We start from the raw sequence: 15,898 nt of genomic DNA on the forward strand, positions 1-15,898 counted from the left end.
GGGGGGGCGGGTGTGGTGCCCGGCGGCTGCGGGGTCCGCTCGCGGGGGCGCTGCGCGTCGCGCGGGCGCGGGCGGGGCGCCGCCGGCCGCGGCCCGCCGCCCCCTCGGCGGGAGCCGGCTCCGTCACTTTTGACCTCGCACGATGCATCGCCTTTCTGAGCAGGTGAGGATGAGACGTGGCCAGGAGCCGCCGAGCGGCGGTGGTCTCCGATGTTCTGTTGCGAACTGCACGTCATTTCGTTGTTGTCAGTGAGGGGATGTAGCTTGCCGGGCATGGCGACACGGCAGGTTGCGCAGGATACCGGGCACGCTCGGTACACCTTCCGTCTTCGGGTGTCGTCGACCGCGTTGGCCCGGCTCGATGCCGAGTGGGGCCGTTACCGGTGGGTGTGGAACGAGTGCGTGGCCGTGTCCCGCAGGATCCACCTACGCAACAAGGCCGCCGGGGAGAGTACGACGTGCGGCCCGGCGCAACTCGACCGCATGCTGACGCAGGCTCGGCAGGCGATGTCCTGGCTGCGGGACGGGGCGTCGGTGCCGCAGCAACAAACCATCCGGGACTTCGCCAAATCCCGCGCGAAGGCGCTCAAGGACATCAGGGCCGGCCTGCCGCCGAGGCGGCGGGCCGGAATGCCTCGTGCGAAGCGCAAGTATGAGGCGCTGCCGACGCTCAACTACACTCGGCGCGGATTTCGCATCAAGGAAGGCCGTTTGTACTTGGCGGGTGACATCTCGCTGGCCGTGGTGTGGTCCCGTGCTCTTCCCTCTGACCCGACGTCCGTGCGCGTGTACCAGGACAGCCTCGGAGACTGGTACGCCTCCTTCGTCGTGGTCGTCGAGACCCAGCCCCTCCCCGCCACAGGAAGGGTGATCGGCGTCGACTGGGGTGTGAAAGAGATCGCGACCACCACCAGCGACGAGCATGATCTTCCCCATGCCCGGCACGGGGCGAGCGCCGCGCAGAAGCTCGCCCGGTACCAGCGACAGATGGCGCGCCGTCGAACCCCGAAGAACCGTCCGGATACCAAGGGGTACCGCAAAGCCAAGCGGCAGGCGGCCAGGGTGTCCAAGAAGATCGCCAGGCAGCGACAGGACACCGCCCGTAAGTGGGCCAAGACCGTCGTCGCCGACCACGACGCCATCGCCGTCGAGGACTTCAGGCCGAAGTTCCTTGCCAAGACAACGATGGCGCGAACGGCGGCGGACGCCGCGATCGCCGCGACCAAAGCCGCGCTGATCCAGCTGGCCCGCAAGCACGACCGGGCCCTGTACCTTGTCCACCCCATGTTCACGACCATGGACTGTGCATTGTGCGGAGCGAGAGCCAAGCACCGCCTCCCCCTCTCCGAAAGGACATACACGTGCACGGCGTGCGGAGTCTCCTCCCCGAGGGACAAGAACTCCGCCCGCCTGATGCTCGTCCGGGCTGGTCTCGACCCGGCTAGTGTTGATCTTGTAAGTGCTGCCACCTGCCAGGTGTCAGCCGAAGTGAGCTAGGAATCCCCTCCCGCCGGGAAGGGGAGGATTTCAAAGCTGGCCGGTCCGCTCGCGCCACGCCCGCTCCTTGACGATCCACTCGTTGTCCTGCGGGAACTCGTCGATCGCCGGGACGCGCCGGATCTCGCACTTCGACCCGGGGATGGCGGGCATCCGCTTCGCCCACTCGACCGCCTCCTCCTTCGAGGCGACGTCGATGAGGTAGAAGCCGCCGAACAGTTCCTTCGTCTCACCGTAGGGGCCGTCGGTGACGACGGGGGTCTCACCGCTGTAGTCGACCACGACGCCCTGGCCCGGGTCGTCGAGGCCCTCGGCGGCGACGAGCACGCCCGCCTTGATCAGCTCCTCGTTGAAGCGGCCGACGGTTTCGAGCATCTCCTCGAAGGGGGTCTCCATCATCTTGGTCATCGACTCGTCGGTGCCGCGCATGATCAGCATGTACTTGGCCATCGTCGTTCTCCTCGGTGTCGGGGGGTCGTCCGTCGACCCTCTCTACCTCAGGTCGAACGGCGGCGTGGCGGATCGACACAAGGAGGGAAAACTTTTTGGGACCTGTTCCCGGCCGGTTCTCAGTGGCCCGCCGCCGGGCGGGGCCAGCTGTGGTGGTGCTGGTCGATCACGTAGTGGTGGACGTGCTGCCAGCCGCCCTTGGTGGCCGGGCGGGCGTCGGTGAGGTGGGGGTGGCCGGGCGGGAGGTCGGTGTGGAGGTGGCCGAGGGTGTCGGGGTCGCGGGCCGGCCACAGGGCGGCGGCACCGGCTGCGGCGGCCAGGGCGACGGCCCCGAGCACGACGGCCGTGACCGGGAGTCCGGCGCCCGCCGCGAGCCAGCCGGCCAGCGGGTAGGTGAGCAGCCAGCAGCCGTGCGAGAGCGAGAACTGGGCGGCGAACGCGGCGGGGAGGTCCCCGTCGGCGGACGAGCGGCGGATGAGCCGGCCGCCCGGCGTGAGGACGGCCGAGCTGCCCGCGCCGATCAGGGCCCAGGCCGCGAGCAGCGCGGCCCACGCCCACGCGCCGGGCCCGGCGGCCGTGATCGCCGTGACGGCGGCGAGCACGGCGGGCAGCGCGAACGCGGCGGTGAGCATCACCGGCCGGTCGCCGGTCCGGGCGAGCAGCCGGGGCAGCAGCAGGGCGGCCAGCATCGAGCCCGCGCCGTACGCGCCGAGGGCGAGCGAGACGGCGCCGGCCGGGCGGTGGAAGTGCTCGCGGACCACGACGACGGTGTTGACGAACACGATCGCGCCCGCCGCCGCGACGGCGAGGTCGAGCGCGAGCAGGGCGCGCAGCCGCGGGGTGGCCCAGAAGAGGCGGGAGCCGAACGCGGCCCTGGCGTAGGCGCCGCCGGTGCGCTCGACCGGGGCGGGCTTCGGCAGGACGGCGGAGACGACGAGGGCGGCGGAGGCGAGGAAGCCCGCGGTGGTGCCGGCGAACAGCCAGTTGTACGGGACGACGGTGAGCAGGAGGGCGGCGAGCGCCGGGCTGAACAGGGACTCCAGGTCGTAGGCGAGCCGGGACATCGACAGCGCCTGCGTGTAGTCGCGTTCGGCGGGCAGGAGGTCGGGGATGGTGGCCTGGAAGGTGGGGGTGAAGGCCGCGGAGGCCGCCTGGAGCAGGAAGATCAGCAGGTAGACCTCCCACACCTGGGTGACGAACGGCAGGGTGAGCGCCACTCCGGCCCGGGTGAGGTCCATGCCCGCCATGAGGGCCCGCCGGGGTATCCGCCCGGCGATCGCGCCGGCCAGCGGGGCGATCGTGACGTAGGCGACCATCTTGATCGCGAGCGCGGTGCCGAGCACCGCCGAGGCGTCGGCGCCCGCGAGGTCGTACGCGAGCAGGGAGAGCGCGACGGTGGCCAGGCCGGTGCCGACGAGCGCGACGACCTGCGCGGTGAACAGGTGGCGGTAGGCGCGGTTGCGCAGCACGGAGAGCATGCGGGCCGTCCCGGTGGTCAGGGGGCGGTGGGGGACGTGCCCATGATAGTCAATGCGTGCGTACCTGTGCACATGTTGGTGGGGCGTGGGCCCGGATGGAGCCCGCGGGGGCGTCAGTCGTGCGGCGGCAGGTGCCGGATCTGGTGGTCGGCGACGTTCATCGCCTCGTCGACGAGGCGCCGCAGGTGGCCGTGGCGCAGCGAGTAGACGACCCGGCGGCCGTCGCGGCGGGTGGTGACGAGGCCGGAGAGCCGGAGCTTGGCCAGGTGCTGGCTGACGGAGGGGCGCGCGGCGCCGGTGGCCTCGGTCAGCGTGGTGACGTCGGCCTCCCCCTCGCCGAGCCGCTCCAGGAGCGCGAGGCGGGTGCGGTCGGCCAGGAGCCCGAGGATGGTGGCGGCGACGTCGAGCCGCTCCTCGGCGCGTTGGTGCGAGTGGTGTGCATCTGCCAGCTCGGTGCCACTGCTCATCGGGCCATCGTAGGCCGTCCGGCCGCCGTGGGAGTGCTCGGGTGCGCACTCATGGTGAGTTGCCGGGAAGTCCGGCGGAGTGGCGGCCGCTCGTATACCGTGCTGGGGTATATGATCCCGGACCGTTCCGGTAGGAAACCGGGGAGCCCGGGGGAAGGCCGACCACCACATGCACGCGATCCTGCACGCCCTGTCCATCACCGGTTCGATGACCTGGGAGATCACCTGGGCCCTGGTGCTGGGCTTCCTGCTGTCCGCCGTCGTCCAGGCCGTCGTGCGCAAGGCGACGATCGTCCGGCTGCTGGGGGACGACCGGCCGCGCACGCTGGCCGTCGCGTCCCTGCTGGGGGCGGCGTCCTCGTCGTGCTCGTACGCGGCGGTCGCGCTGGCCCGGTCGCTGTTCCGCAAGGGGGCGGACTTCACGGCGGCGATGGCCTTCGAGATCGCCTCGACCAACCTCGTCGTCGAACTCGGCGTGATCCTGGCCCTGTTGCTGGGCTGGCAGTTCACGGCGGCCGAGTTCGTGGGCGGCCCGGTGATGATCCTGCTGCTCGCGCTGCTGTTCCGGCTGTTCCTGCGGGACCGCCTGCTGCGCGAGGCGCGCGAGCAGGCGGAGCACGGTCGCGCCGGCTCGATGGAGGGGCACGCGGCGATGGACATGTCCGTCCGGGGCGAGGGGTCGTTCGCGAAGCGGCTGCTCTCGCGCGAGGGCGTCACGTCCGTCTCGCACGTGTTCGTGATGGAGTGGGCGGCCATCCTCAAGGACCTCGTGATCGGCCTGCTGATCGCCGGGGCGATCGCCGCGTGGGTGCCGGACGGCTTCTGGCAGGCGTTCTTCTTCGCCGACCACCCGCTCGCGAGCAAGCTGTGGGGGCCGCTGGTCGGCCCGCTGGTGGCGGTCGCGTCGTTCGTCTGCTCGATCGGGAACGTGCCGCTCGCGGTGGTGCTGTGGAAGGGCGGGATCAGCTTCGGCGGGGTGGTCGCGTTCATCTTCGCGGACCTGCTGATCCTGCCGATCCTCAACATCTACCGGAAGTACTACGGCGGCCGGATGGCGCTGTTCCTGTTCGGCACCTTCTACGCGACGATGGCGGTCGCCGGGTACGTGGTCGAATTCGCCTTCGGCGGGCTCGGGCTGGTGCCGGACCAGCGGACGGCGGAGATCCCGATGGCGGGCGTCGAGTGGAACTACACGACGTGGCTGAACATCGCCTTCCTGCTGCTGGCGGCGGTCCTGGTGGTCCGCTTCTTCCGGACGGGCGGGACGGCGATGCTGCGCATGATGGGCGGCTCGCCGGACGGCGGGCACGCGCAGGACGAGCACGGCGCCCACGGCGGTGGCCACGACGGTCACGGCCGGCACGGCGACGGCCACGACGGTCACGGCCAGCACGGCGACGGCCGGCACGGCGACGGCCACGGGCACCACTGACTCGGCGCGCCGAGCCGCGCCGACTCTGCCACGCTGAGGAGGGCAGCTACCTCGACCGAGGAGGCCCGCACCCATGTCAGCGCAGAAACCGGGGCCGGCCGAACGACGGGCCCGCGCCGCCGCGATCCGGGCCGAGGAGGCCCGCCGGGAGCGGCGACACCGATGGCTGGTGGGCGGGGTCGTCGGGGTGCTCTCGCTCGCCGTGATCGGCGGGATCGCCGGCGTGATCGCGACGAACCAGAGCTCGACCTCCCCCTCCGGCGTGCCGGCGCACCCGCGCACGACCGCGGAGGGCCGCACCACCCCGCCGCCCTGGGACGCGCCCGCCGACGTCGAGGCGGCGGTCAAGGCGGCCGGGCTGCCGATGCTCGGCGCCGAGGGCACCGCCCTGCACATCCACGCCCACCTCGACGTCTACGCCGACGGGCAGCCGGTGACCGTCCCGGCGCTGGTCGGCATCGACGAGGCCGCGCAGAAGCTCAGCCCGCTGCACACCCACGACACCACCGGCGTCGTGCACATCGAGTCGCCGGTGACCGCCGACTTCAGCCTCGGCCAGTTCCTGACCGAGTGGCAGGTCTCCGCCTCCGCCGACCACCTCGGCGGGCTGCGCACCGACGCCACCCACACGCTCACCGCGTACGTGGACGGCAAGGCGGTGGCCGGCGACCCGGCGGCGATCGTGCTGCACGCGCACGACGAGATCGCCCTGGTCTACGGCACGGCCGCGGAGAACGCCGCGGTCACCGTGCCGAGCAGCTACAACTGGCCGAGCGGGCTCTGAAGCGCGCCGTCGGCGGGGCCGCCCGGCACGAGGGGCGCGATGACGCGCTGGGTCGGGTTGGTGCTGTCGTTGTCGTCGTCCGAGGTCACCGTGGTGGTGATCGAGCTCGTCGCCCAGGAGACCACGCCGAGGACGATGAAGACGACGAGCAGGCCGCGCCCGCCGCCGCCGAGCACGAGCGGGCGGGTCGCCGACACCGGGCCGTCCGGCTCGCTGCCCGCCTCCTCGCCGAACAGGCGCTTGGGGTAGGCGGAGGTGAGCATCACGAAGTAGGCGGTGGCCCGCATCCGGTAGCGCACGATCGCGGCCGTGGCCTCGAACAGCGGCTGCGGCATCCGGCCGAGGATCAGCACGACGAGCCAGAGGACGAAGGACACCATCCACCACCCCGCGTACACCAGGCCCTGCACGATCGCCGCCGGGATGACGAGGACGACGCGGAACAGCACGGCCAGCCGGTTCAGCTCCCCGGGCCGCAGCTCGACCTGCACCGGGTGCTCGGGCGTCCGGAACCGGAACGGCGGGTAGCGGTCGTGCATGAGCATCAGGTAGGCGGTGACGCGGGTGTCGTACGGGACGAACGCGGTCAGGTAGTCCGCCGCGAAGCCGGGCAGGCGGCCGAGCACCAGCGCGCCGAACCAGCCGACGACGGTGACGAAGAACGCCACCACCGACAACACCCACACCACCACGAACTGGGGGATCAGCAGCAGCAACCGCAGCAGGACCGTCCACCGGTTCTGGGCCCCCGGCCCCGGCATGTCCAGCACCGGGAGCCACTCACGGCTGACGGGGGCGGGGGGAGCCTGCCACATCCGGGCCTCCACGGTCTCGGGACGACGGGCCCGGCGGTCGGGCGCGGCCGGGTGCCTTCCGAAGATCGCAGCAGTCCGTCCGGCCCGCGCGCGGAGCTGGGCCGGACGGCTGACGCCGCCTAAGCCGTGAGGTACGCCGGGTCGTGGGCGCAGATGATCCGGACGTCGGCGGAGCGGGTGCGCTGGAGGGCGCGCAGGCGGTCGAGGTTGTGGAGACGGGCGGGGTTGTCGACGGCCAGGAGACGCTGGAAGGCGGTGAGCCCGGCCGGGCGGCGCGGGGAGCCGGGGGCGATGTCGGCGTGGTTGAAGTAGGCGTCCCCGGCGTGGAGCAGCCAGCGGTCGCCGGTGCGGACGGCGACGCCGCTGTGGCCGCGGGTGTGGCCGGCGAGGGGGACGAGCAGGACGTCGGTGCCGGCCTTCGGGAGGACCGGGATCGCGCCGAAGCCGTACCAGTCCTCGGTGGCGGCGTCCGGCCGGTGCTCGACCCAGCGCGGGCCGTGCGCCCACTGGGCCGGGCGGTAGCGGTCGCGCTCGTTGAAGGTGGCGCCGGCGCGGGCGGCGCGGAGTTCGTCGGCGAGCACGTGGACGTCGGCGTGCGGGAAGTCGCCGAGGCCGCCCGCGTGGTCGACGTCGAGGTGGGTGAGCACGACGGCGCGGACGTCGCGCGGGTCGTACCCGAGGGCGCGGACCTGGTGCAGGGCCGTGCGGGCGGGGGAGAGCCGGGGGCGGACGGTGGCGAGGAAGCGGCGCCCGAGGCGCTCCTTCGGGCGGGCCACGTCGTCGGTGCCGAAGCCGGTGTCGACGAGGACCAGCCCGTCGGCGCCCTCGATCAGCAGGCAGTGCGCCGAGAGCAGGCCGAGCAGCCGCCCGCCGCCGCCCATCAGCGCGCGGCCGCCGAGCGGGCACATCGTGCCGCAGTCCAGGTGGTGAACGGTCATGTCGCCTCCAGGGGTTGGGGGGCTTCGGGGGTGCGGGACAGCAGCCGGTCGAGGCCGGCGGCCAGCTGGACGTCCCCGTGTGCGGTGTACAGCTCGCCGGCGGTGCGCCGGTGTTCGGCGGCCTCGGCGGAGCGGCCCAGGGAGTCCAGGAACTCGCCGAAGTGCCGGTGCGCCAGGGCGTGCAGGCGCACGTTGCCGGAGGAGCGGCACAGGTGCAGCGCCTCGCGCCAGGTGAGCTCGGCGGAGTGCGGGTCGTCGAGCGCGTGCAGGGCGAAGGCCTCGTTGACCATCGCCCACACGTAGGCGTTGGCGGTCGGCTGTGCGGCGAGCAGGTCGCGGGTCTCGCGGGCGAGGTCGAGCGCGGCGGCCGGGGCGCCGAGGACGACCTTGAGGGCGGCGGCGTTGCTGAGCACGGTGGCGGCGTGCTCGCGCAGGCCGGTGCGGCGGACGAGGGCGAGGGCGGCGTCGGAGAGGCGGTCGGCGCCGGCCTGGTCGCCGGTGAGGGCGGTCATCGAGGCGCGCACGGACAGGGCGTGGATGTGCAGGTCGCCGTCCTCCGGGGTGGTGCGCTCGACGGCCCGCCCGGCGAGGGGCAGCGCCTCGGCGACGCGCCCGGTGGAGCCGAGGGCGCAGGCCGTCGCGGCCTCCATCGCGGCCAGGCCCTCGCGGTCGCCGCTCGCTCGCGCCGCGTCCAGTCCGACGCGCAGGCAGGCGAGGCGGTCGTGGACGCGCCCGGCGCCGTAGTAGAGGGTGGCGGTCGCCCGGGCCAGTCGCCAGGCGCGGTCGTGCTCGCCGCGGTCGGCGGCGGCCGTGACGAGTGCGCGCAGCACCGGTTCCTCGGCGTGGCACCAGGCGAGGGTGGCCTGCGGGTCGGTGAGCCGGGGGAGGGCGAGGTGCCCGGTGCCCGGGGGCCGGAACGGCTCGTGGTACGGGTTCAGGCGGCGGATGGCCGTGCCGGTGGCGAGCAGTTCGTAGTCGACGAGGCGGCGGAACGCGTCCTGCCGGCCGGCGGCGGGGAGGTCCGCGAACAGCTCGGCGCCGTACAGGCGGACGAGGTCGTGGCGGGCGAAGCGGCCGGGGGTGGTCTCGGTCAGCAGGTGGTGGGCGGCGAGGGAGCCGAGTGCGAGCCGGGTCGCGTCGGTGTCGGCGGCGAGCAGCGCGGCGGCCGCGTGGACGTCGACCTCGGTGCCGGGGTGGGGGGTCAGGAGGGGCAGGAGATTTCGTGCGTGCGACGGCAGATGACGATACGTCAGGCTGAGTGCCGAGTGGACGCCGAGGGCGCCGTCCGGAGTGGCGAGGGTCGACAGGCGGGTGCGTTCGTCCGCCAACTCGGCCACCAGATCGGCTAGTTGCCAGCCGGGGCGGGCGGCGAGCCGGGCGGCCGCGATCCGCAGGGCGAGGGGGAGCCGGTCGCACAGCTCGACCAGGTGGCGGGCCGCGTCCGGTTCGGCCGCCACGCGCTCGGTGGTGAGGCGGAGTTGGAGCAGGCGGTGGGCGTCGCCGTCGGGCAGCACGTCGACCTGGAGCAGCGCGGCGCCGTCGGCGACGACCAGCTCCTCCAGGCTGTTGCGGCTGGTGACGACGGCGACGCCGTCCGGCCCCGCGGGCAGCAGGTCGGCGACGTCGTCGGCGCTGCGGGCGTTGTCCAGCACGACCAGCAGCCGCCGCCCGCGGGTCCGTTCGCGGAACAGTGCGGCGCGCGCGGGGCGGTCCTCGGGGATCGCCGGTTCGGGCACGCCGAGGGCGCGCAGGAAGCGGCCGAGGGCGTGCGCCGGGTCGGCCGGTCCGGCCGGGTCGAAGCCGCGCAGGTCGGCGAAGAGCCGGCCGTCCGGGAAACCGGGGGCGGCGCGGTGGGCCCAGCGGACCACCGTCGCCGTCTTGCCGACCCCGGCCGGGCCGACCACCACGGCCAGTCCGTCCCTGGTGCGGTCCGGGCCGCACTGGGTGTCGAGCCAGCGGTCCTCCGCCTCGCGGCCGACGAACCCGCGCGGAGGGGCGGGGAGTTGGTCGGGTGCCGCCGATGGTGCCGCCGATGGCGCGGGCGCCGGCGGCTCGGCGGGCTCCTCTTCGGGCTCCTCGTCGGCGAGCACGTCGGAGAGGGCCTGCTGGAGCTCGCGGCCCGGGCAGACGCCGAGCTCCTCCGCGAGGCGCGCGCGGGACCGGTGGTAGGCCTCCAGCGCGGCGGCGGTCCGGCCGCTCCGGTGCAGGCAGCGGACCAGCAGGGCGGCGACGGGCTCGCTCAGCCCGTCCGCGGCGACGGCCTGCTCCAGGGCCGGGACGGCCGCGAAACCGCGCCCGAGGCGGAGCTGGCGCTGCGCCCAGGCGGTGAGGAGCTCGGTGCGGGACCCGTCCAGCCGGCGGGCCAGGGCCGCGGCGGGCGCGGTGGCGGGGAGGTCGGCGAGGGCCGCGCCCTGCCAGAGGCGGAGGGCCCGTTCGAGGAGCGCGGCGGCCGTCGCGTCGTCGTCCGTCGCGGCGGCCCGTGCGCCCAGCGCCTCGGCGGCCAGGGCGTCGACGGCGGCCGGATCGCCGGTGAGGCGGTAGCCGGGGGAACGGGTCGTCAGCTCGAACGGGGAGCCGGGCCCGGCGAGCAGTTTGCGCAGCGCGGCGACGTGACCCTGCAGGGCGGCCTTGGGGTGCGCGGGCGGCTCGTCGTCCCAGAGCAGCCCGGCGAGGCGCTCCACGGGGACCGTGCGGTTCAGCTCCAGGGCCAGCAGGGCGAGCACCGCCCGCCGCTGGGCACCCCCGACCGCCGTGGGGGCGCCGGTGCCGCGCGTGAGCTCCACCGGGCCGAGCAGCCGTATCCCCATGCGTTCCGTCCCGCCGTCATGCCGTTGGTCCGACCGCAGCTTACCCGCGGGTAGCCACGTCGGAGCCGACCCGTTGAACGCCCCCGCCCGTCGGTCCCGTTCACGGAGAGGGGCGCGCACTCGGGCGCCCCGGAAACACGGGGAGGACGTGGATGCAGTCCCGACGCGACCAGGTGCAGGCCCACCTGTTCGTGGTGAGCAGACTCGCCTCCGGCATGCTGCGCGCCGAGCCCGACGCCGCCGACACCCCGACCGGACGCACCACCCGGGGCGCGGTGACCGGGCTCGCGCTGGGCGTGCTGATCGGCCTCGGCGCGGCCGTCTACGGGGTGATGGTGCCTGGCGGCGACACGGCCTGGGCCAAGCCCGGCACGCTGGTGATGGTCAAGGAGACCGGTGCCCGCTACCTCTACGTCGGCGGGCAGCTGCACCCGGTGCTCAACGACACCAGCGCGAAGCTCGTGGCCGGCGAGCAGATGGCGGTCGAGGAGGTGAGCCGCGCCTCGCTCGCGGACACCCCGCGCGGCGCGCCGGTCGGCATCGCGGGCGCGCCGGACGGGCTGCCGCCGGCCGCCGACCTGGCGGGCGGCACCTGGCTGGTGTGTGCCACCGTCCAGCCGGGGGCCGCCGGGGCCGCGCCCGTGCCGAAGCTGGGCGTGCAGCTGGACCCGGCGAGGGAGGGCAAGGCGCTCGCCCCCGGCCAGGGCCTGCTGGTGACGACCCCGGACGGCGCCGTCCACCTGCTCTGGCAGGGCCAGCGCCTGCGCGTCGACACGGCGAACAAGGCCATCCAGGCGCTGGGTTACTCGGGCACGACGCCGTTCCCCGTACCGGCCGGGCTGCTCAACGCGCTGCCCGCCGGCCCCGACCTCGCCGCGCCCGCCGTCCCCGGACGCGGCGACCCGGGCCCGGCGCTGGCCGGCGCCCCGACCCGGGTCGGCCGGCTCTTCGAAACCCCCGGCGGCGTGCGCTACCTGCTCCAGCGGGAGGGGTTGGTGCCGCTGACCGGTACGCAGTTCGCCCTCCTGATGGGTGATCCGCGCACCCAGAACGACGCGTACGGCGGGACGGCCCCGGCACCCGCGCGGATCGGCGCCGCCGACCTCGCCGCGCACACGGCGCCCGGCGCCGGCGCCCCGACACCGGGCCTGCCCGAGTCCCCGCCGACGCTCGTCACCCCGCTGCGGGACGAGGGCGTGTGCGCGGACCTGCACGTGGGCACGGGTGCGCCGGTCGGCTCGGTGACGGTCCTGAGCGCGGCGGACGCCGGAGCGGGCCGGGCGCCGGTGTCGCCACCGGGCTGCGCGGTCACCGACCTGGTCGCCGTCCGCCCGGGCCGCGGCGCGCTCGTGCGGGCGCTCTCCGGCGCGGGCACGGGCAGCACCGAGTACCTGGTGACCGAGGCGGGCGTGCGCTACCCGCTGCCGTCCGCCGCCGCCGTCAAACAGCTCGGCTACGCCGGCGCCACCCCGGTGGCCGTGCCGTCGGGCGTCCTGGGACTGCTGCCGACGGGCCCGAGCCTGGATCCGTCCGGCCTCGGCGGCGACGCCGCGACGAGCGCGCCGGCGGGCCGGGGGAGTTCGCCCACCTGCGGCTGAACCCGCCCGCGAACAGCCTCCGTTGACGAGGTAGACCGACGAACGAAAGGAGCTCCGATGACCACCCCCGCACCCGGCGGCCTGCTCAATGTGGAGCAGCAGGCGATCCAGAACGCGCTGCAGAGCCTCGAAGGCCAGATCTCGCAGATGATCAGCTCCGGCCAGACGGTCGAGCGGATCAACATGGAGATCGCCGCCAACTACGTCTCCGTGGCCAGCAAGACCTTCCAGGACAAGGTCGGCGACTGGGTCGTGAACTACAAGCGGGTCATGCAGGCCTTCGACAAGCTCACCCAGGACCTGGGCAGCGCCCGCTCGATCCTCACCAAGGCCGAAGAGGACGCCCACGTCCAGGGCGGCAACTGGGGCGCCTCGGACGGCGTCTTCCACGCCCTCGGCGGCAAGAGCTGACGCTCCGTCATCACCCTTACGCAACCCACGAACACGAGGAGGAGACGCCATGAGCGGCCCCACCGACATCATGCTCAGGCACGAGTCGATCGACGCGGCCTTCCAGGACCTGCTCAGCGCGGCCCACACCATGCAGAGCGGCCTGGAGGAACTGATCGGCCGGCTCCAGGGCATGGAGGCGAACGCCGGCCAGTACAAGCAGGCGTTCAGCGAGTTCCTGAACATCGCGAGGAGCAGCTCCAGCGCCATGCACGACGACATGCGCGACGGCGCCCGGGCCCTCGACGAGATGAACCAGGCCATGAAGTACGCCGACCGGGCCGCCGCCGCGGGCTTCTGAGCGGAGCACGGGCATGGCCAAGGAGCTCCGGCTCAACGACCAGACGATCGCCGACCTCACGGCGAAGGTGGACCTCTGGCGGCAGTGGCTCACCGGAGACGCCACGCCGCCCGGGATGCCGGCACCGACGGACGGTCACAAGAACCTCGTCCTGCAGGTGGAGGCGTTCGCCGGCGGCGCCGACACCCCGGGGGACAAGCACTACCCGGACACCTACACCAAGCTGCTGGGTGCGCTCGGGCTCGGCCCGTCGACCGAGATGCAGAGCAGGTTCAAGACCTTCGCGGGCGGTGTGAAGGCCGAACTGGACGTGCTGGTGAAGTCCCTGGACGACATCACGCTGGGGCTGGCGATCGCCAAGATGAAGTTCAAGGAGGGTGAGGACCACGCGCTGACCGCGGCGGAGATGTTCGAGATCCTCAGCAGCCCGTCCACGCCCCCGCCGCCGGGACCCTCGGGGGCCCCGCCGGCACCGTAGTGACGCCGCCGCCGGCGCCGGGCCGGCGGCGGCACATACCCGGGTCGGGACGGATCCCCTCCGAACCCCGGCCCCTTCCGTACGCAGCATCGCAGGAGCGTGAGTCGATTGGGCGCAACCGGAACCGGCGGGGGCGGCGACAGCAGCCCGAACTACCCGTGGGAGACGGCCCTGAAGGCCTTCGGGATCACCGACTACCCGTCCCGGGACGACGTGGCCAACCCGGCGGTGTCCGGGGACTGGCTGATGAGCGGCGCCTACTGCTCGACGACGGCCATCAGCACGAGCAACATGGACGTCGTGGCCGTCCTCCACCCGCTGAAGAAGTCGAAGAACGACAACACGCCGAGCTGGTACGTCGGCTTCAACGGCAACTGGAACGGCAACGGCGACAACCCCGGCTGGAACTCCGGGGCCAACAAGTGGGCCCACTTCACGAGCGCGTGGACCGACGTGATGTGGGGGCTGTACGCCGGTGGCGACAACAGCGCCACCAGCGTGCCCAGCCTGAAGTCGGGCAGGTACCTGATCGACCACCTCTCGGCCCTGCTGGCCGAGGTCAAGAGCGACGTGCACAAGGTGGCCGACACCCTGGACGTCGAGGGGAGCGACTTCCAGGGCTCCGCCGCCGGCGAGCTGAAGTCCTACCTGACGAGTTTCGAGCAGGCCGTGAGCGTCCTCCAGCTGGAGATCACGCTGCAGGGGAACCCGTCCGACGCGCTGGGGACCGCCGCCGACGGCCTGAAGGCCGCGTACAAGGCGCTCCTGGACGCCCGGCAGGCCTGGCTGACGGACCGGGGGGCCTACCAGGCCTTCAACACCCAGGCGTCCCCGGTGCCCTGCCTGCGGTACGCGCTCAACCAGCTGATCCTGCCCGCACACGCGGACACCTCCAAGAAGACGGTCATCTCGAACGGGATGGACGTCAAGTCGGACGAGTTCCGCAACGCCGTGGAGGCCCTGGCGAAGAAGGTCTGGCGGGACAACGTCGTCAAGTACCTCGACGCCGACGCCAGCACCGCGATGGGGAACCTCGGGCTGCAGTTCACCGCCGTCAGCACGAAGCTGAACACCAGGTTCAGGGTCGAGACCCCGACCGGGACGGCCATCGCGCCGCCGGCTCCCCCCGGTCCGGGCGGTGACGGCGGGGGCAAGGACGGGGGCAAGGGCGGTGGCGGCGACCTCGGCCTCGGCGGCGGCGGTGGTGGTGGCAACGGTGACCTCGGCCTCGGCGGCAGCGGCGGCAAGGGCGACCTCGGCCTCGGCGGCAAGGGCGGCAAGGGCGGAGGTTCGCACGGCATCAACGGCGGCGGGCCGCCCCCGCCGAAGGACGGCGGGCCGCTGACCCTCGACCCCGGCGGCACCGGCGGCATGCGCGTCCCGCTGCTCGACAAGGACGGGAACAAGCTGGTCGGCAAGGACGGCCAGCCGCTGACCGTCCCGCCCGGCTCGACCATCGACGGCCAGGGCCGGGTGATCGGGCCCGACCACAAACCGGTGCTCGGACCGGACGGCCGGCCCCTGGTCGTTCCGCCGGGCACCACGCTGGGCAAGCCGGCGCCGGTCGTCCCCGGGGGCGGGTACTTCACGGTGCCGCCGGGCTCGAAGGTGGACGGGAACGGCATGGTGATCGGCCCGGACGGCAAGCCGCTGCGGGACGCCCGGGGCAATCCGGTCTACGCCGGCAAGAAGGGCACGATCGACAAGGACGGCCGGCTCCTCGACGCCAACGGCAAGCCCGTCACCACCAACGACCAGCTCTTCGCCGACGAGGAGCACGCCCTCAACGAGCTGACCACCCTCGACCCGACCACCGGCGGCAGCGGCGGGTTCGACCTCGGGTCGCTGCGCGGCGGGAACCGGTGGACCGACCCCGGCTCCTTCGACCTCGGCGACGGTTCGCCGGGCTCGCTGGGTTCGCCGGGTTCGTCGGGCGGCCTCCGCCTGCCGGGCCTGGAGGTGGGCGCCCCCAGGCCGGAGACCGGGTCCGGGGAGCCGCTGTCCGTCACCGGCGGGTTCTACGGGGGCAAGGCGCTGACCGACGGCGGCCTCGTCAACTCGCCCGAGGACGCCGCGACCCTGGCGGCCGCCAAGAAGGCCGCCGCCGAGCAGGCCCTGGCCGAGAAGCCCGGCCCGAAGGGCCCGAACCCGGCCCAGGAGGAGGCGCAGCTCCAGGGCCGCAACACCGCCACCACCGGCGGCGGCATGCCGCCCATGATGCCGCCCGGCGGCATGGGGGCGGGGGCCGGCGCCCAGGAGAACAAGGAGCGGCAGCGCACCACCTGGCTGGCCGAGGACGAAGAGGTGTGGGGCACCGACGCGGGCGCCCGGCCCGGCGGGGGCGGCCCCGGGCGGGCCCCCGGGTGGTCACGGGGCGCCCCCCCCCCCGGGGGGCGGGCGTGC

13 protein-coding genes and 1 pseudogene are annotated in these 15,898 nt (G+C 73.8%); 8 read left to right on the plus strand and 6 right to left on the minus strand.

Features of this window, described 5'->3' with window-relative positions; all coding sequences use genetic code 11:
- Positions 1 to 273 precede the first annotated feature (273 nt).
- A complete protein-coding gene (locus ACFV4F_RS38845) occupies positions 274 to 1,497 on the plus strand; it encodes an RNA-guided endonuclease InsQ/TnpB family protein (protein ID WP_380509950.1) in 1,224 nt (407 codons plus the stop codon).
- 30 nt (positions 1,498 to 1,527) lie between these two features.
- On the opposite strand, the gene ACFV4F_RS38850 is transcribed toward ACFV4F_RS38845, so the two are convergent.
- The 3 genes from ACFV4F_RS38850 to ACFV4F_RS38860 all read right to left on the minus strand — a co-directional run bounded on the left by ACFV4F_RS38850 (position 1,528) and on the right by ACFV4F_RS38860 (position 3,892).
- On the minus strand, positions 1,528 to 1,947 hold the full coding sequence (locus ACFV4F_RS38850) for a YciI family protein (RefSeq protein ID WP_380441801.1): 420 nt from the start codon (positions 1,945 to 1,947) through the stop codon (positions 1,528 to 1,530).
- Positions 1,948 to 2,066: 119 nt separating this feature from the next.
- Entirely contained in the window at positions 2,067 to 3,425 is a 1,359-nt protein-coding gene (locus ACFV4F_RS38855; protein WP_380441799.1) for an MFS transporter, read from the minus strand.
- Between the two features lie 113 nt (positions 3,426 to 3,538).
- The gene (locus ACFV4F_RS38860) at positions 3,539 to 3,892 is read right to left on the minus strand and encodes an ArsR/SmtB family transcription factor (RefSeq protein ID WP_380441796.1); all 354 of its coding nucleotides are present in this window, start codon (positions 3,890 to 3,892) and stop codon (positions 3,539 to 3,541) included.
- A 169-nt stretch (positions 3,893 to 4,061) separates the two neighbouring features.
- Between ACFV4F_RS38860 and ACFV4F_RS38865 the strand changes: the two genes are divergently transcribed.
- Both ACFV4F_RS38865 and ACFV4F_RS38870 read left to right on the plus strand, forming a co-directional pair.
- Positions 4,062 to 5,324, plus strand: a complete 1,263-nt coding sequence (locus tag ACFV4F_RS38865; protein WP_380509953.1) for a permease — start codon at positions 4,062 to 4,064, stop codon at positions 5,322 to 5,324.
- 73 nt (positions 5,325 to 5,397) lie between these two features.
- Positions 5,398 to 6,108, plus strand: coding sequence for a hypothetical protein (locus ACFV4F_RS38870; RefSeq protein WP_380509956.1), 711 nt, complete (start codon positions 5,398 to 5,400; stop codon positions 6,106 to 6,108).
- On the opposite strand, the gene ACFV4F_RS38875 is transcribed toward ACFV4F_RS38870, so the two are convergent.
- From ACFV4F_RS38875 to ACFV4F_RS38885, 3 genes are all read right to left on the minus strand, one after another.
- On the minus strand, positions 6,084 to 6,923 hold the full coding sequence (locus ACFV4F_RS38875; RefSeq protein ID WP_380509959.1) for a DUF4389 domain-containing protein: 840 nt from the start codon (positions 6,921 to 6,923) through the stop codon (positions 6,084 to 6,086). The genes ACFV4F_RS38870 and ACFV4F_RS38875 overlap by 25 nt on opposite strands.
- 119 nt (positions 6,924 to 7,042) lie before the next feature.
- Positions 7,043 to 7,861 carry an MBL fold metallo-hydrolase gene (locus ACFV4F_RS38880; RefSeq protein ID WP_380509962.1) on the minus strand — a complete coding sequence of 273 codons (819 nt, stop codon included), beginning with the start codon at positions 7,859 to 7,861 and terminating at the stop codon, positions 7,043 to 7,045.
- The gene (locus ACFV4F_RS38885) at positions 7,858 to 10,668 is read right to left on the minus strand and encodes a BTAD domain-containing putative transcriptional regulator (RefSeq protein ID WP_380509965.1); all 2,811 of its coding nucleotides are present in this window, start codon (positions 10,666 to 10,668) and stop codon (positions 7,858 to 7,860) included. Before ACFV4F_RS38885 ends, ACFV4F_RS38880 begins: the two co-directional genes overlap by 4 nt.
- Before the next feature lie 152 nt (positions 10,669 to 10,820).
- Here ACFV4F_RS38885 and eccB point away from each other — a divergent pair, with 152 nt between their 5' ends.
- From eccB to ACFV4F_RS38910, 5 genes and pseudogenes are all read left to right on the plus strand, one after another.
- Entirely contained in the window at positions 10,821 to 12,266 is a 1,446-nt protein-coding gene (eccB, locus tag ACFV4F_RS38890) for a type VII secretion protein EccB (RefSeq protein ID WP_380509968.1), read from the plus strand.
- Positions 12,267 to 12,323: 57 nt separating this feature from the next.
- Entirely contained in the window at positions 12,324 to 12,677 is a 354-nt protein-coding gene (locus ACFV4F_RS38895) for a hypothetical protein (RefSeq protein ID WP_380441782.1), read from the plus strand.
- Positions 12,678 to 12,726: 49 nt separating this feature from the next.
- On the plus strand, positions 12,727 to 13,017 hold the full coding sequence (locus ACFV4F_RS38900) for a hypothetical protein (protein ID WP_380441780.1): 291 nt from the start codon (positions 12,727 to 12,729) through the stop codon (positions 13,015 to 13,017).
- 13 nt (positions 13,018 to 13,030) lie between these two features.
- Complete coding sequence (locus tag ACFV4F_RS38905) at positions 13,031 to 13,495, plus strand: hypothetical protein (RefSeq protein WP_380441778.1); 465 nt, start codon at positions 13,031 to 13,033, stop codon at positions 13,493 to 13,495.
- A 108-nt stretch (positions 13,496 to 13,603) separates the two neighbouring features.
- Positions 13,604 to 15,898: pseudogene (locus tag ACFV4F_RS38910) on the plus strand (hypothetical protein); the annotation flags it as partial.

It is taken from the genome of Kitasatospora sp. NPDC059722, assembly GCF_042733235.1.
In the GTDB taxonomy this organism is placed as follows: Bacteria; Actinomycetota; Actinomycetes; order Streptomycetales; family Streptomycetaceae; genus Kitasatospora.

Coding starts and splice junctions, on each gene's coding strand:
- ACFV4F_RS38845 (WP_380509950.1), top strand. CDS start 274: ATGGCGACACGGCAGGTTGCGCAGGATACCGGGCACGCTCGGTACACC.
- ACFV4F_RS38850 (WP_380441801.1), bottom strand. CDS start 1,947: ATGGCCAAGTACATGCTGATCATGCGCGGCACCGACGAGTCGATGACC.
- ACFV4F_RS38855 (WP_380441799.1), bottom strand. CDS start 3,425: ATGCTCTCCGTGCTGCGCAACCGCGCCTACCGCCACCTGTTCACCGCG.
- ACFV4F_RS38860 (WP_380441796.1), bottom strand. CDS start 3,892: ATGAGCAGTGGCACCGAGCTGGCAGATGCACACCACTCGCACCAACGC.
- ACFV4F_RS38865 (WP_380509953.1), top strand. CDS start 4,062: ATGCACGCGATCCTGCACGCCCTGTCCATCACCGGTTCGATGACCTGG.
- ACFV4F_RS38870 (WP_380509956.1), top strand. CDS start 5,398: ATGTCAGCGCAGAAACCGGGGCCGGCCGAACGACGGGCCCGCGCCGCC.
- ACFV4F_RS38875 (WP_380509959.1), bottom strand. CDS start 6,923: ATGTGGCAGGCTCCCCCCGCCCCCGTCAGCCGTGAGTGGCTCCCGGTG.
- ACFV4F_RS38880 (WP_380509962.1), bottom strand. CDS start 7,861: ATGACCGTTCACCACCTGGACTGCGGCACGATGTGCCCGCTCGGCGGC.
- ACFV4F_RS38885 (WP_380509965.1), bottom strand. CDS start 10,668: ATGGGGATACGGCTGCTCGGCCCGGTGGAGCTCACGCGCGGCACCGGC.
- eccB (WP_380509968.1), top strand. CDS start 10,821: ATGCAGTCCCGACGCGACCAGGTGCAGGCCCACCTGTTCGTGGTGAGC.
- ACFV4F_RS38895 (WP_380441782.1), top strand. CDS start 12,324: ATGACCACCCCCGCACCCGGCGGCCTGCTCAATGTGGAGCAGCAGGCG.
- ACFV4F_RS38900 (WP_380441780.1), top strand. CDS start 12,727: ATGAGCGGCCCCACCGACATCATGCTCAGGCACGAGTCGATCGACGCG.
- ACFV4F_RS38905 (WP_380441778.1), top strand. CDS start 13,031: ATGGCCAAGGAGCTCCGGCTCAACGACCAGACGATCGCCGACCTCACG.